The organism is Paenibacillus sp. FSL K6-2859 (assembly GCF_038008265.1).
Classification (GTDB): Bacteria; Bacillota; Bacilli; order Paenibacillales; family Paenibacillaceae; genus Paenibacillus_AQ; species Paenibacillus_AQ nitricinens.
On sequence record NZ_JBBOYU010000001.1, the window covers coordinates 6627121 to 6641513 of the forward strand.

A 14393-nucleotide genomic window follows, 5' to 3' on the forward strand; every position below is an offset into this window, starting at 1 on the left:
TTATTTCTGGTCTAACCCTTAATCCTACGATACGTGGCTTCATCGGAAACAACATACAATCTAGCATCCTTAGGAATAGCCTGATCCAGCTTTCGATTAATACTTAGGTCGCTACGATCCGCTAATAAGGTTGCGCCTTGCAAGAGCAGGTTCTGAAACGCGTCCCCATAAGTCTTCCATGAATTATTCAATGGAATCTCATAAATATCATCACCATATTTACGGCTCAGCAGCTGCGTTATCACCTCAGAGTTGCCCTCTTGGAGCGCAGAACGAACAGCCAGTCTGGAGATGGCATCATGCGAAAGAACGAACTCGTTTACCTGAACATGCCTGAAATTCTGTATATTCTTCTCTTGCATTATTTCTACAGTCGTATGTACTTGTGACGCAATGCGCTCAATGCTAGAGGCAATTAATAAAGATTTGCCGTCGATCAGCGATGCTTCATCAATCCTTGTATCCCCGAACACAATGGCCGCTCTTGCTTCATGGATGTTAGCCTTAAGCAGAATGTCATCACTGGAGGCATCACCACTTATAAAGTGGACTTGCTCCATATGCTCCAAGGGATGCGCGCCTACCTCATCAATGATAACAATATGGCATTTCGGCGAATAGCATAGAATCTCCTCTACGGCAGCTTGTGCTTTCTTACTCCAATTAATTAGAATCACATGATCCTTTCCCCGAAAGCTCAACGTTCCCGCTCCTCTCCTTCTCTGCACCTCCGCAATGGAGTCAATGACCTTACCAATAACCAAGCTGAGGAGACCGATACCAAAGATATATAGAAACATGGTAAACAGCTTTCCAACTACGGTCTCTGCAAAATAATCCCCATACCCTACAGTCGCCATCGTTGTCATGACCCAATAAAATGCATTAAACCAACTATGAAACGTACCGGGTTCGATCAGGTAAGCAATCGACGCACTAAGAATTATAAAGATCAGAATGATTAACCCTATTGTCCGTTTACGTAACCGCATCATCTTGGTGGAAATTCTCAGAAACAGATGCATCTGCCCACCCCTTCTTCACATCAAGCTAACACGCCTTCGGCGTCCTTCAAGGACGTAATCAAGCGTTTATGCGAGAATTATAGGCTGCCGCTCGACGGATGGATCGGGGCAACCTTTGTCATTATCCCTTTTCAAGTTGAACCTAAACAATCAAACTGCTAATCGCAAATGCTGTCCCAATAAATACCAAGCAAAGCATAGTGCCTACAGCCACATTCCCTTTCTCCAGATGCTCTGAAATCTTAAAGGTTGGGGTTGCCAATTCAAAGATCCAATAAGCCGCTATCAAGCACACATAACCTACCGCAAACCAAATGATCATGTGCAGAATGGAGGTATTCGTATACGCCGCTACACCAATAATAATGGCCGTTGCCAGAAACTTGCCGCCTAAAGCCAAAGCTACAGCCACATTGCCTTTCTTCAGCTCCTCCATATCTTTAAAAGGAGTCATCAAACCAAAGATCACCATGCCTAACACTTGCAAAAGAATAATCACAAACACACTCACTACCAAATTAACCACCATCGTCACTTCGCCCACCCCCGAAATTTCGCATACGCCGAATCATAATCGGCAAAATCATGTACTTCCTCAAGGACTACGGAAGCGGTCTTCTTTTTCTCTAATGCAGTATAGCGTTCATCATCAATCGGCTGCTTAATCCGATTACCTGAAGGGAGCTCAAGCACCGCAAAGTTTCTTGTCTTATCCTTATACTTAGTCTTGTATACTCCTACAAGATCAACATCAGTGGTTACCGATACTTTAAGATTAGTAAGATCCTCTGCTGCCGTTTTTTCATCTGCATAAGACTTAATCGTGCTCCATGAAGACAGGCGAACTTCATTCTTCTGATCAGCGTCCGTAATTAGCTCGGCGTCCATGAACTGAAGCGTCCAAATTTTATCGCCAGTTGCATAATTCCCATCATTCGGAAGCAGTTCATTATCCGGCAAAACCGTCATGTCACTCCCAATTAAATCCCCTACGGTACTCTCTACCACCCGATAGTCCCACGGTACCCGTGCTACACTATCTGAGGTTCCAGCTGTTCCTGAATCAAATACACTGCCCTGATTACTGGAACATGCGCTTAGTAACAGTACCGTCAAAAGCATCATACATAAGACTCCGATTCGGGCTTTCTTGCTCTTATCCAATTATCTCACTCCCAACGCAATAAAATGACTGGCATTGCCTGTAATCAATCCGCCCGCTCGGCCGAGCATACCACAAGGCTCCCCGTTAATCACGAACATGCCTGTCAGCAGATGAAATTCACCCTTTGAAGTCGTTATCCGTGCTAAATCGGCTCTTTTTTGATACACAGTGGGGAAGAGCTGACTACTGTCATAACCGTCTTCATCTTCAAGCTCTAGCGCACCGCTATCATCAAACATGCGCACCGAACCCCCTTCACGACCAAAAACAGATTTGGACACAAAGTTCCCTGAGAATACAGGCTTATTATAAGTAGGTAAAATATAGCGCGAGATCGTCTCCCGCTCTTCCTTGTCGAATAACAGGCCCAGCTCATACATTCCCCACACCGCTGCAACCAGCCCCTTGGATTGGAGCAATATACTGTGAGGACCATTAAAGAGCTGAAGATTTCCTTGCTCTACCGCATAGGCGAGGGCATCCCCGCCTTCATCAACAGCCATCCACTCTTTAGGATATAAGGCGAACATCCGCTCAATCACGCGGTCTTCCCCATCCTTGAGAATTCCATTATCGACCCATAAATCAAGGCAATCCACACACTGGATATCGAGACCACTGTGCTTCACTAATGCTTCGATCGTACCTGAATCTTCAAGATGAGACCCATAAGCGACACAAGCTGCGGTATCCGGACGTTCTACCTGCCAGGCTGCCGCAACCTGTTCCTTCATCCCTTGATTAGGACTCTGCATTCCAGCTTGCTCACAGATCCATGGTGTAGCTATCGAGGCTTCCACATAACCTGTTGGGGTATCCGCATTCAGTTCGAGCAGCTTAATCGTCCCATCATGGGCTATGGCAAAGTCGAATCTGGCATACCGACTAATGAATCCTTCTTCTGGCATCGGACAATCGTCAAGCATCTCCCAAAGTACAGGGGGAATCCCAAGCAGTTCATACAAATCGCGCTTTAGATGAACATAGCGAACCGCTTTATCGAGGATAGCCCAAAGTTTTGATGAGGCATCTTCAAGCTCCTTATAAGTGTCCCTTTGCATTAGAGCAATCGCATCCAACCAGTACTCTTCATCCTCAAGATCCGCCCAAGTGAACCCAAGCTCATACAACGCTTTGACCCGCGGACCTCTTTCAAGCTCAGACTGATCTAGAATTTCAAATACACTCTGCTGCTCACTCATCCGCCAAAACCACTCTTACTTGAGCCTGATCTCGAAGAGGACTTCGATCCTGAGCTGGATTTAGAGTTCTTCGATGAGTTTAATCCGCTGGAAGTGCCACCGATTCCATTTTTTGAAGAAGAACCTCTTCTCGTAATGGAGCCTGTGGAGGAAGTCGATGTTTTGGGCTTTACAACAGAACCCGGAACCTTCTTATTCTGGAACTTCTCACTGCTATAGGTAGGTGGCTTATAAGTTGTTCTCGTGCCTCCATAATAAGTTGGGCGGTCCTTAGACCATCCTCTGGAAGAGTAATTGCCACCACTGTTAAACAGCATGTGATACAGCAGCAAGTCATCCCATCCAAAACCTGAATGATATCCACCATAGTTATTCACTACCGTCGTTCCATTATTGGTTACAACACCTTGGCCTTCCTGTTCTACCTCTTGTGCACCTTCCGGATATGGAATATTCCAATCCACATTTTTGTCAAAATAGGCTTTAACCTCTTCGGTAGACCAGGACACTAGCTGTGGTTCATCTCCAGAAGTATTTGCGCTAGCCCCTGCGCCGCCAGGAATAAACATAGCATTCGCTAACAAAGCTATGCCTAGCGAAGTAGATAATACTCGAATGGGCTTACCCTCAGAGGTGAATAATTTGGATACCGCTAATTCCTTATCCTTTTCATCTTTAGACATCGTAAGGTTCTCCTTCCCTTATCTCAATCATTCGTTGTGCATCGGAACAAGTAAAAGCTCCAGCTTACCTTCATCTACATTCAGCCGTCCTTCAACCGTTTCATATTCAACACTGCCAACCACAATATAATTGACATGTTCTAGTGCTGCGATCATATTCATGCTCCACGTGCGTTCCTCAATGACTCGCAGCCCGCCTTCCGGCATTTTTTCAAATAAGATTACATTCATCCCATTGTCCATTATTACCATTCCTTCCTTAGTTCTGCTATAGCATCTGATACGTCTTTATTACCTTTTCGTTTCAGTTCTAGGCGTGCGTAGACTGCCCAACCTTACTCTTGGCGTTAGAACGTCTATATAAAAGAAGAATTCCTAACGAGCACAAGCTAACGAGGAGCAACACGCCGTATACATGCTGATATGCTTTTGCAGGGGAGATATCACGCTGAGCATGCAGTAAAAGCCCGCAGACTGCAACAGATACAGAGCCTCCGAAGAATTGAACCAGTTGTAAAAGCCCCATGCCAGAACCAATCCAAGTCCTTGGAAGAACGATAGAAGCTTCATTATTTAAGGATGCCATCGTAGCTGAGAAGGCGGGAGAGAAGCATAGATAACCTAGCAGTAGTACTCTAGGTGATACAGAAAGATTCATAGCAAACACAGCCATAACGACTGCAAGTATACAATGTCCAATCAATAAGAAGCGGATATTACCGTAACGATCAATAAAACGTCCCACATACCGGGTCAGAAATGCAGATAATAGCGCTCCCGGTGCGATATACAAACCAATCATCAGCGCTGATTTACCGAACAGATTAGCGAGCGCAAGCGGCATCAGGAACAGGTTCCCCAGGTTCAGCACCAGAATACAAAAGCCTACGGCAACCAGTTTCAAGTAACCTGGCATGGCAAGCAGCTGCGGATTAATGAATGATTCCTTGGCCTTCTTCAGATGTACGGCATGCACGATAATAGACGCTACACCCACCGCTAGCCATACAAGCGACTGGGTAGTTACAGCTACCAGTAAACTTGCCGCATTTACAACGGTCAGCGCCGCTCCTAGGATGTCAAAGCTTGCAGGCTGTGGCTTTTCCTTAGGCAATAACCGCAGCAGCACCGGCAGCACGATAAGCACTAGGCAAGTAATTCCGAACAATCCATTCCAGCCAAAGTACTGGCTGATCACGCCTCCGACAATAGGACCTAAACCAAAGGCCATTGCACTACCCGCCGAGATCATCGCAATAGCAGCGCCGCGTCTTTCAATCGGAACATAGCGGCTGGCCAGTACAAGCCCCAATCCTGCCATAGATCCGGCGCCTGCAGATTGCACGATTCTCGTAATTAATAGCATATTAAAGTCATGTGCGAACAATCCAAACACGGATGCCGTCCCAAGCGTAATTAAACCAATGGTCAAGAGCTTGCGAACCGGCACCAAGTCGGATAACCGGCTATAAATCACCGTCGACAACGCATATCCAATCGAATAGCTGGAAATGACCCATGAGCCTAGGTCAGCAGAAATTTGGAGATCCTGAATAATAGATGGAAGCGATACATTAAACATCGTTGTGTTCATCACTACAATAAAGAGGCACATCGTCCATAATGGCATGACAATTTTATCATTCATTACTACTTTCTCATTCATTCCTACTCCATCCCTGTCCTAATTTATCTATACCTGCTCAACTAATTTTATGCCTATAAAAAGAGGTTGGCAATTAGAATAGGGGTTTATTTCCGCCACATCATTCCACATACCAGTTCGATTATGATCTCCATTCTCCGCAATATATACTAGTAGTGTTTCAATCAAGCTCATCTTGTGCTAATGATAAGATCTTAAAGGTATATTATATCGCGCATGAAATTAACAAGGACTTGCATAGAGACTTTCTAAATAGGGGGTAGTAGCCATGAGGGGCTTGACCAAAGAAATCGCGATGGAAATTGTTCGACGTACGATGCATGTGATTGGGTACAACGTCAATGTTATGGACAAGCGAGGACGAATTATTGGATCTGGAGATGGTAAGCGATTAGGGCAATCACATGAGGGAGCATTACTCGCGATCGAGCGTCGTGGCAGATTCGAGATTGATCAGGAGAGCGCTGCTAGATTGCAGGGGGTATTGCCTGGAACGAACCTGGTTATTGAGTTTGAGAATGAGATTGTTGGTGTTATCGGGATTACAGGGGACCCCAAAGAAGTGACGAAGTATGGTGAATTGGTGAAGATGACGGCAGAAATGTATCTTGAGCATATGAAGCTGTTAGAGCAGGCACAATGGGACAAACGAATGAAGGAGAATTTCCTGCTCGCGGTGATGAATGGCGCTGAGGCGAACGTGCAGAACTTGCGACATCAAGCACAGCAGATTGATTTTCAAGTGGATAAGCCACATATCGCATGCATCATTGAATTCATTGATCGTAATGAAGAGGAGCTCATGGTGACAATGAAGCGGGTAGCTGATGTATTGGAAGGACGCCCGGCTGTTCAATTGATTACCATTCGTAATGCTAGACAAGTTATTCTGATCAAGGACCATCTCCACGAGCGGAAGCCACATACAGATATATGTGAAGGCATTCACCAGATAAGACGTTGGTTAGATGTAAAGGAGATTTCTCCACTACGTATCGCTGTAGGCAAACCTTTTACAGGGATTCAAGGGATGATGAAGTCCATTCAATCCGCAGAAGATACGATGCGTGCAGGCTATGCAATATATCCGGATGAGCCGGTTTATTATGCAACGGATCTGCAACTGGAGACGATGGCCGTTCCAAGTGTGCAGAATTGGATGTCGGAGGAGCTGCTGCAGCTATGGGCGCATTTTATGGAGGAGGATCGTAGTGGCGAGCTTCAGCAGACATTAGTTCTATTTTACCTCGAAAATGGAGAGCAACAGCATATAGCTGAACGACTGCGTATTCATCGGAATACCTTACGTTACCGACTCCAGCGTATAACCGAGCTCACAGGGAAAGATCCAAGAAATTATCAGGAGCTATTCCTACTCATGAGTGCGCGTTGGTTATATTTGTTGGATCATTCTGGTATGTCCCGTGATGAATAGGAGGCAATATGTTCATTTGCACAAAAAAAGACATTAACCATTGCGAAATGTTTATTTGTCCGCCTAATGAAACGCTTACAAAATATCGCTAAAGTATAGGTATGAGCTCAAACCACATATCTACCTATACATTCTGTGTAAAACTGGGAGGAATTACTCATGACAGTGAGTGTAAGCGTTTTAGGTGCTTTAGCTGCATTGGTTGTGGCAATCGTTCTAATATTGAAAAAAGTACCGCCAGCCTACGGCATGATGATTGGTGCGCTAGTAGGTGGTTTAATCGGCGGTGTGAGTATGGTGGATACCATTACGCTGATGATGGATGGTGCCAAAGGGATGATTCCTGCCGTGCTTCGTATCTTGGCAGCAGGTGTGTTAGCAGGTGTATTGATTGAATCAGGCGCGGCGAAAAAGATTGCAGAAACGCTGGTTCAGAAGGCCGGCGAGACACGAGCATTACTCGCATTAGCCTTAGCAACAATGGTTCTTACAGCGGTCGGTGTATTCGTGGATGTAGCAGTTATTACTGTAGCGCCCATTGCATTAGCTATTGCACAACGTGCAAATCTTTCGAAATTGGCAATCCTGATCGCTATGATTGGTGGCGGGAAGGCCGGTAACATCATGTCACCAAACCCGAATGCAATTGCAGCATCAGATGCACTTCACATTCCATTAACCTCGTTGATGGTAGCAGGTATAATTCCAGCCGTGTTCGGAATTATCGTAACGTACTTCATCGCAAAGCGTTTAAACAATAAAGGTAGTAAGGTCGAAGCCTCTGAGGTGACGAATAATCCGAATGAGCAGCTTCCAAGCTTCTTTACAGCCTTTCTAGCTCCACTTGTAGCCATTATCTTGTTATCCCTTCGTCCAATTGCAGGCATCGTCATCGATCCAGTAATCGCACTTCCAGTTGGAGGTATCATAGGCGCCATTGCAATGGGAAGATTTAAGAAGTTAAATGAGTTTGCTATATTTGGTCTTGGTAAAATGACTGGTGTAGCCATCATGTTAATTGGAACAGGTACACTAGCTGGTATCATTGCGAATTCGCAATTGAAGGATGTTATTATCGATGGTCTTACGGCATCTGGCCTACCGGCATACTTGCTTGCTCCAATCAGTGGTGCATTAATGTCTCTTGCAACAGCATCGACAACAGCAGGTACAGCCGTAGCGAGCTCTGTGTTCGGCTCCACCATCATGGGACTTGGCGTAGCTTCGCTAGGAGCGGGGGCAATGATTCACGCGGGTGCGACTGTATTCGACCATATGCCTCACGGTAGCTTCTTCCATGCAACAGGTGGTAGTGTGAACATGCAGATGAAAGAACGTCTCAAATTGATTCCCTATGAAACTGCAGTTGGTCTAACACTAGCCATCGTATCGACATTAGTATTCGGTGTATTCCAATGGTTCGTATAACAAGTATTGGAGCATGAACAACACAAAAGGAAGTGGAGAGCATGAAGTTTGTATTGGCGCCAGATTCATTTAAAGAAAGTATGACCGCAATGGAAGCCTGTGAGGCCATAGAACGAGGACTCCGCTCCTCTTTTCCCGATGCAGAATATATTAAGGTTCCGATGGCGGATGGCGGCGAAGGTACGGTTCAATCGCTCGTCGATGCGACAGGCGGACGAATTGTACAATGTAACGTAACAGGGCCGCTTGGTCACCCTGTGAATGCATTTTATGGCATTATGGGAGATGGAAAAACCGCGATTATCGAAATGGCAGCTGCTTCTGGACTTGAACTTGTAGCGAAGGAAGATCGTAATCCGTTGATCACCACAACAAAGGGTACCGGGGAGCTCATCGTTCATGCGCTGAATGCAGGTGTACGTTCCATTATTATGGGTCTCGGTGGCAGTGCGACGAATGATGGTGGTGTAGGCATGGCACAAGCACTTGGATTCCGCTTCTTGCGAGAAGATGGAACGGAGATTGGATATGGTGGAGGGTCGCTGAGTGAAGTTACTCGTATTGATAGTGCTCATATAGATCCGAGGCTTCAAGGTCTCCAGGTAGTAGCTGCATGTGATGTGGACAATCCGTTAACTGGGGAGCGTGGAGCATCCGCCATCTTCGGCCCGCAAAAGGGGGCAACACCTGAGATGGTGAAGCAATTGGATGCAAATCTTGCACATTTCGCAAACATCATTGCACGCGATCTCGGTAAAGAAGTGAACGATACAGCAGGTGCCGGTGCAGCAGGTGGACTAGGTGCTGGCGTGATGGCCTTCCTAGGAGCCCAGTTGAAGCGAGGCGTAAACATCGTCGTCGATGCCATGAATCTTGCGGATAAAGTGAAAGATGCGGATTATGTCATCACAGGTGAAGGTGGGATGGATAGCCAAACCGTCTATGGCAAAACACCGATTGGTGTTGCCAAGGTAGCACAAGCCGCTGGTGTACCTGTTATTGCCTTAGCGGGTTCTCTAGGTACTGGCGTAGAAGCTGTGTACGAGCATGGTATTGATATGTTCTTCTCCATCGTTCCAGGGGTTTGTACGCTTGATAAAGCGCTCACCGATGCTTCCTTCAACATGGAGCGCACCGCGCGTAATATAGGGATATTAATCAAACATAGTAACCGTTAATCGTTTCTGGAGAAAATATAAGGATTTTTTTAAGCGTGGAATAATATATTATTATATTTAAAAAAAGATCTGACCCGTGCATGAAGCCGGGTCAGATCTTTTATTTCGTTTTTGCAGGTAGTCTAGGTTTGTACTTCACCTAGTCTGAGCCTTTTCATCAATCCAATAAAGTTTAGGAGACTTGAGACTCCTTAGTAAGAACGGGTACGGTGTTATCCTTTACCTGCACATCATCCTTTGTCTTCGAGAGGAAGATGTTCAGCACAATCGCTGTAAGCGAACCAGAAACGATACCGTTTTGCAGAAGCATCCGAGCGAATTCAGGCAGCTCTGCGAACATAGCTGGAAGTGTCGCTGAGCCTAAGCCAACAGCAATACTGCAAGCCGCAATCAGTAGATTACCGTCCTTACGCAAATCCACATCAGATAGAATGGATATTCCGGAAACGGCCACCGAACCGAACATGACAATCATAGCTCCACCAAGTACGGCATTCGGTACAATCGTCGTCAAGGCAGCCAGCTTAGGCAATAGTCCTAGTACAATCATGATCCCGCCAGCGGCAAAAATAACATTACGAGTCTTAATGCGAGACAGCGAAATCAAGCCTACATTTTGAGAAAAAGCAGTGTATGGGAAGGCATTGAAGATTCCACCCAGCATGATAGCTACACCTTCGGAACGTAGTCCGTTCACGATCTGCTTCTGTTCAACCTTCTGATCAATTACTTTACCTACGGCAAAATAAACCCCAGTAGACTCCACCATACTAACAATATTAACGATGATCATGGTGAAGATTGCAGTAAGACTGAACTCAGGCCATCCGAAGTAGAACGGCTGTGCGATGCTCACCCAAGAAGCTTCACCTACTGTAGAAAAGTTAACGATGCCCATTCCATAAGCAATCGCAGTACCCACCACTAAACCTACTAGAACAGATATGGAGCGTAGAAATCCTGTTGCGAAACGGTTAACTGCTAGAATGACAAGCAGTGTAATTAGGGCAAGCAGCAAATTGCGCGGTTGTCCAAAATCAGCGCTGCCTTCTCCGCCAGCAACGTTATTCATGGCTACTGGAATAAGAGATAGGCCGATAATAGTCACGACAGAACCTGTTACAATGGTTGGGAAGAACTTCAGCAGCTTCCCATAAAGCGGAGCCGCAAGTACAACGAACAGACCGGAAATAATGATCGCACCGTACGCAGTCGCCAGATTATGTGTCGAGGCAATCGCGATAATCGGACCAACCGCTGTAAAGGTACATCCAAGAATAACCGGAAGCCTGCTACCAAAATACTTGGTGCCCATAATTTGCAGTAGGGTAGCCAATCCGCAAGTGAACAAATCGGCTGCGATAAGGTAGGCCATCTGAGTCCCATTCAGCTTCAAGGCGCCCCCAACAATCAGCGGTACGATAACTGCTCCGGCATACATGGCTAGTACATGCTGAAGGCCTAACGTAAATACCTTTTGCTTGCTTAACATCCCGCACTCTCCTTGATTTTCTCTAATGAGCTTTCATTATCAATGAAGTGAATTTCACCTGGTGACATAGATGCAATACGGGCCAAGGCATGGACTTCTATGCCTCTGTTCTCCAGAAGGCTCCGGCCTTCTTGGAAGCTCTTTTCAATCACACAACCGACACCAAGGAGCTCTGCTCCAGCCTCTTTCACGATATCAACCAGTCCTACAAGTGCAGCACCAGTAGCGAGGAAATCATCCACAATAAGCACTTTGTCATCCGGTCCAAGATATTTCTGAGAGACGCTGACCAGATAGTCCTCTTGGCGTGTAAAGGAATGTACAGGCGCTGAATAGACCGCCTCCGCGAGGGTGACTGCTTTCTTTTTCTTCGCATAAATAAACGGTACACCTAATGCAATCGCAGTAGCCATGGCGAACTGAATTCCACTAGCTTCAATAGTAATTACTTTTGTGATCGGTTGATGACCGAACAATTTTTTGAACTCTTGACCGATTTGCAGCGCAAGCTCCGTATCGACCTGATGATTCAGAAATGAATCTACCTTTAGTACCGTATCTGATAAAATAAGACCCTCTTGTCTAATGCGCTCTTGAAGTACTTTCATCGTGAACTGATCTCTCCTTCTTCATTAAAAAAACAAAAAAAGGACAAATCCCTTGAGTCGTTTCTCTCAAGTGAATCTGTCCTTCTGGGCTTTTGTCCCTTAGTGGTGTAACACTGCATAGTGTCCGCATCGCTCGGTCCAGACCTTTCCTCCAACGAAGAAAGCGGAACCCTAGATGCGCTATTTCACTCATAGTCGGATAATTACGATGGTTATCCGGTAGAAACTTATGGGCCATATTCCCAAGATTATATGAGTTTGTTTTTAATGTTCGATATGAATACCTTGTATATCTTACACGCTCTGTCGGGTGCTTACAAGCAAAATTTTCAGTATTCCGCATACCATTTTCAGGTTATTTTCACGAAATTCAATGGTTTACATTTAGTAGTGGTTACTCCAAGATCTTCTGCGCCGTCTCTTCAGTTGTTACGAGTACATTCATATACCCGCCATTCAGCGCACCCAAGATCCCCGAGACCTTCTCCAACGATTCCGCTACACCAATAGCGTACCTCGCCCGCTTAATCTGCTCCAGCTCTATGGTCAGCGTTCGATCCGATATTGCTGTACGCACAGGCAATCCATTGCCATCATAGAAACGTGAGCAAATATCACCTGCTACTCTCCCGCTCTCCAGCTCATCAATCACAGCATCGCCATAAAATCCACGCCACGCCTCTTCACCTTTAATTTCCGGTGATCCAATGCCGAATACAGCGATGTCCAGCTGATCCCATGCCTTGGCAATGGTCTGGTAATACTGCGAACGCATCAACTGATCCCGGGTCTCCTTTTGCTCCGTGATAGCTGGGACGTCAATCATTAATGAGCGTGCACCCCACTTTAAAGCTGCTTGATAGCAGATATTATTTACATGGTATCCGCTCTCCATCTTTCCAGATGGACCGCCCACCGTAGGTACACAGGTTACAAAAGGTCTCTGTGCGAGGGTCAGATTCTCTATAACCGCAGCTAAGCTGCTTCCCCAAGAGAAGCCTACCATATCTTTTGGTTGAAGCACTTTCTCCAGCCATTTTGCACAAGCCCGTCCAATAGCTTTGCGTTTGATCACCCCGGATTGGGCTGGATCTACCTCTACAACAATGGCTTCCTTCAGCCCGAATCGTTCTTTCAGTTCCTGCTCCAGTGTACAATGATCGCCGATATCATAATTGATGGTGATCGTAACGATACCTTCTTCACGGACTCTCTTCAGCATCCTACTAATGGTAGTGCGATATATGCCAAGTTTATTCGAAATTTCACTTTGCGTTAAATTCTGCTCATAATACATTTGTGCAATCTTAATGAGCAGCTTCTTGTCCTCTTTTCGATCCATGATAGTACTCCCCGCTTTCTACAAGGATTTGACGGATTCAGAACCCCTCGTTATACTGTAGACGATTATTTTTGCACACTTTTTATTATATTGCACAAATGTGCTATATATCAATTTTTTAATCAAACAATCAAAACAGGAGAGGTGCTAACCATGAACAATCTGAAATGGGCCATCATCGGCCCGGGAAGTATCGCTACTGAATTTGCGGCTGCTCTAAATGACATCGGCGGAACTTTATATGCGATAGGATCACGGACCTTAGAGAAAGCCCAAGCGTTCGCAAGCCAATATGGAGCGGAGAAGGCTTATGGCAATTACAGCGAAATGCTGCAAGATCCTGAAATTGATGTCGTCTACATCTCAACACCACATAGTAACCACTACGAATACATCATAGAAAGCTTGCAGAATAACAAACATGTCCTCTGTGAAAAGGCGATCACCGTAAATAGCAAACAACTACAGGAAATCGCCGAGCTTGCTAAACAAAAAAGCTTAGTCGTCGCAGAGGCGATGACCATCTACCATATGCCACTGTACAAAAAGCTACGGCTAATCGTGGATGAAGGTAAGATCGGACGCCTCAAAATGGTGCAGGTCTCCTTCGGCAGCCATAAAGAATATGATGTGAACAACCGTTTCTTTAGCAAAGATCTGGCGGGCGGAGCACTGCTGGATATTGGGACGTATGCCTTATCCTTCACAAGATTCTTTCTGTCCAAACAGCCATATGAGATTCTTACGACGGTGAAACGTTTCGAGACAGGTGTCGATGAACAATCCGGAATCATTCTGAACAATGATGCGGATGAAATGGCAGTCATCTCCCTTACGATGCGCTCCAAAATGCCTAAACGCGGCATCGTTGCTGGAGAACTTGGCTTTATTACCGTAGACAATTTTCCGCGGGCCTCTACAGCTACAATTCAATATTTAGATGGCACCCTAGAAACGATTGAAGCCGGCGATACTTCCAAAGCGCTGCAATACGAAATCGAGGATATGCAGCGCTATATCACGGCAAACGGCAACCAGGAAACCCTCAAGCTATCCTTAGATGTCATGGAGATTATGAGTAATGTTAGAGAACAATGGGGAATCAAATACAGCTTCGAATAACAAACTGAACACAATAGATCAATCATCAAAGCGTTGGTATTCCCTTC

At 45.6% G+C, this 14393-nt stretch carries 14 protein-coding genes and 1 riboswitch; of the genes, 4 read left to right on the forward strand and 10 right to left on the reverse strand.

Going from position 1 to position 14393, the window contains the following annotated elements:
• Positions 1–11: 11 nt before the first annotated feature.
• The 7 genes from MHB64_RS29500 to MHB64_RS29530 all read right to left on the reverse strand — a co-directional run bounded on the left by MHB64_RS29500 (position 12) and on the right by MHB64_RS29530 (position 5741).
• On the reverse strand, positions 12–995 hold the full coding sequence (locus MHB64_RS29500; protein WP_341135954.1) for a potassium channel protein: 984 nt from the start codon (positions 993–995) through the stop codon (positions 12–14).
• Positions 996–1167: 172 nt separating this feature from the next.
• Complete coding sequence (locus MHB64_RS29505; RefSeq protein ID WP_042192771.1) at positions 1168–1560, reverse strand: DUF350 domain-containing protein; 393 nt, start codon at positions 1558–1560, stop codon at positions 1168–1170.
• The gene (locus MHB64_RS29510; protein WP_179283576.1) at positions 1557–2150 is read right to left on the reverse strand and encodes a hypothetical protein; all 594 of its coding nucleotides are present in this window, start codon (positions 2148–2150) and stop codon (positions 1557–1559) included. The genes MHB64_RS29505 and MHB64_RS29510 overlap by 4 nt, the downstream gene beginning before the upstream one ends.
• 39 nt (positions 2151–2189) lie before the next feature.
• Positions 2190–3392: a glutathionylspermidine synthase family protein gene (locus tag MHB64_RS29515; RefSeq protein WP_341135955.1), complete on the reverse strand. Its 1203-nt coding sequence runs from the start codon at positions 3390–3392 to the stop codon at positions 2190–2192.
• Positions 3389–4075 (reverse strand): hypothetical protein, encoded by a 687-nt coding sequence (locus tag MHB64_RS29520; RefSeq protein WP_094868381.1) that lies wholly within the window; start codon positions 4073–4075, stop codon positions 3389–3391. Before MHB64_RS29520 ends, MHB64_RS29515 begins: the two co-directional genes overlap by 4 nt.
• Positions 4076–4102: 27 nt before the next feature.
• Positions 4103–4318 (reverse strand): hypothetical protein, encoded by a 216-nt coding sequence (locus MHB64_RS29525; protein ID WP_042192779.1) that lies wholly within the window; start codon positions 4316–4318, stop codon positions 4103–4105.
• Positions 4319–4385: 67 nt separating this feature from the next.
• Positions 4386–5741 carry an MFS transporter gene (locus MHB64_RS29530; protein WP_341135956.1) on the reverse strand — a complete coding sequence of 452 codons (1356 nt, stop codon included), beginning with the start codon at positions 5739–5741 and terminating at the stop codon, positions 4386–4388.
• Positions 5742–6009: 268 nt separating this feature from the next.
• Between MHB64_RS29530 and MHB64_RS29535 the strand changes: the two genes are divergently transcribed.
• The 3 genes from MHB64_RS29535 (at position 6010) to MHB64_RS29545 (ending at position 9782) form a co-directional block, all read left to right on the forward strand.
• On the forward strand, positions 6010–7176 hold the full coding sequence (locus MHB64_RS29535; protein WP_094868382.1) for a sugar diacid recognition domain-containing protein: 1167 nt from the start codon (positions 6010–6012) through the stop codon (positions 7174–7176).
• A 159-nt stretch (positions 7177–7335) separates the two neighbouring features.
• On the forward strand, positions 7336–8604 hold the full coding sequence (locus MHB64_RS29540; protein ID WP_094868383.1) for a GntP family permease: 1269 nt from the start codon (positions 7336–7338) through the stop codon (positions 8602–8604).
• A gap of 41 nt (positions 8605–8645) precedes the next feature.
• Positions 8646–9782, forward strand: coding sequence for a glycerate kinase (locus tag MHB64_RS29545; protein ID WP_094875392.1), 1137 nt, complete (start codon positions 8646–8648; stop codon positions 9780–9782).
• Positions 9783–9954: 172 nt separating this feature from the next.
• Here the strand turns inward: MHB64_RS29545 and MHB64_RS29550 are convergent, their stop codons facing one another.
• The 3 genes from MHB64_RS29550 to MHB64_RS29560 all read right to left on the reverse strand — a co-directional run bounded on the left by MHB64_RS29550 (position 9955) and on the right by MHB64_RS29560 (position 13224).
• The gene (locus tag MHB64_RS29550) at positions 9955–11274 is read right to left on the reverse strand and encodes a nucleobase:cation symporter-2 family protein (RefSeq protein ID WP_280787364.1); all 1320 of its coding nucleotides are present in this window, start codon (positions 11272–11274) and stop codon (positions 9955–9957) included.
• Complete coding sequence (locus MHB64_RS29555; protein WP_094868386.1) at positions 11268–11882, reverse strand: xanthine phosphoribosyltransferase; 615 nt, start codon at positions 11880–11882, stop codon at positions 11268–11270. Before MHB64_RS29555 ends, MHB64_RS29550 begins: the two co-directional genes overlap by 7 nt.
• A gap of 172 nt (positions 11883–12054) precedes the next feature.
• Positions 12055–12158, reverse strand: a riboswitch (purine riboswitch).
• Between the two features lie 118 nt (positions 12159–12276).
• Positions 12277–13224 carry a sugar-binding transcriptional regulator gene (locus MHB64_RS29560; RefSeq protein WP_341135957.1) on the reverse strand — a complete coding sequence of 316 codons (948 nt, stop codon included), beginning with the start codon at positions 13222–13224 and terminating at the stop codon, positions 12277–12279.
• Between the two features lie 153 nt (positions 13225–13377).
• On the opposite strand from MHB64_RS29560, the gene MHB64_RS29565 reads away from it, so the two are divergent.
• Positions 13378–14346 (forward strand): Gfo/Idh/MocA family protein, encoded by a 969-nt coding sequence (locus MHB64_RS29565; protein ID WP_341135958.1) that lies wholly within the window; start codon positions 13378–13380, stop codon positions 14344–14346.
• The last annotated feature ends 47 nt before the right edge of the window (positions 14347–14393 follow it).

Bases quoted from the DNA above. Each gene is read 5' to 3' on its own strand.
- MHB64_RS29500 (WP_341135954.1), bottom strand. From the start codon at position 995: ATGATGCGGTTACGTAAACGGACAATAGGGTTAATCATTCTGATCTTT.
- MHB64_RS29510 (WP_179283576.1), bottom strand. From the start codon at position 2,150: ATGATGCTTTTGACGGTACTGTTACTAAGCGCATGTTCCAGTAATCAG.
- MHB64_RS29515 (WP_341135955.1), bottom strand. From the start codon at position 3,392: ATGAGTGAGCAGCAGAGTGTATTTGAAATTCTAGATCAGTCTGAGCTT.
- MHB64_RS29520 (WP_094868381.1), bottom strand. From the start codon at position 4,075: ATGTCTAAAGATGAAAAGGATAAGGAATTAGCGGTATCCAAATTATTC.
- MHB64_RS29525 (WP_042192779.1), bottom strand. From the start codon at position 4,318: ATGGACAATGGGATGAATGTAATCTTATTTGAAAAAATGCCGGAAGGC.
- MHB64_RS29530 (WP_341135956.1), bottom strand. From the start codon at position 5,741: ATGAATGAGAAAGTAGTAATGAATGATAAAATTGTCATGCCATTATGG.
- MHB64_RS29535 (WP_094868382.1), top strand. From the start codon at position 6,010: ATGAGGGGCTTGACCAAAGAAATCGCGATGGAAATTGTTCGACGTACG.
- MHB64_RS29540 (WP_094868383.1), top strand. From the start codon at position 7,336: ATGACAGTGAGTGTAAGCGTTTTAGGTGCTTTAGCTGCATTGGTTGTG.
- MHB64_RS29545 (WP_094875392.1), top strand. From the start codon at position 8,646: ATGAAGTTTGTATTGGCGCCAGATTCATTTAAAGAAAGTATGACCGCA.
- MHB64_RS29550 (WP_280787364.1), bottom strand. From the start codon at position 11,274: ATGTTAAGCAAGCAAAAGGTATTTACGTTAGGCCTTCAGCATGTACTA.
- MHB64_RS29555 (WP_094868386.1), bottom strand. From the start codon at position 11,882: ATGAAAGTACTTCAAGAGCGCATTAGACAAGAGGGTCTTATTTTATCA.
- MHB64_RS29560 (WP_341135957.1), bottom strand. From the start codon at position 13,224: ATGGATCGAAAAGAGGACAAGAAGCTGCTCATTAAGATTGCACAAATG.
- MHB64_RS29565 (WP_341135958.1), top strand. From the start codon at position 13,378: ATGAACAATCTGAAATGGGCCATCATCGGCCCGGGAAGTATCGCTACT.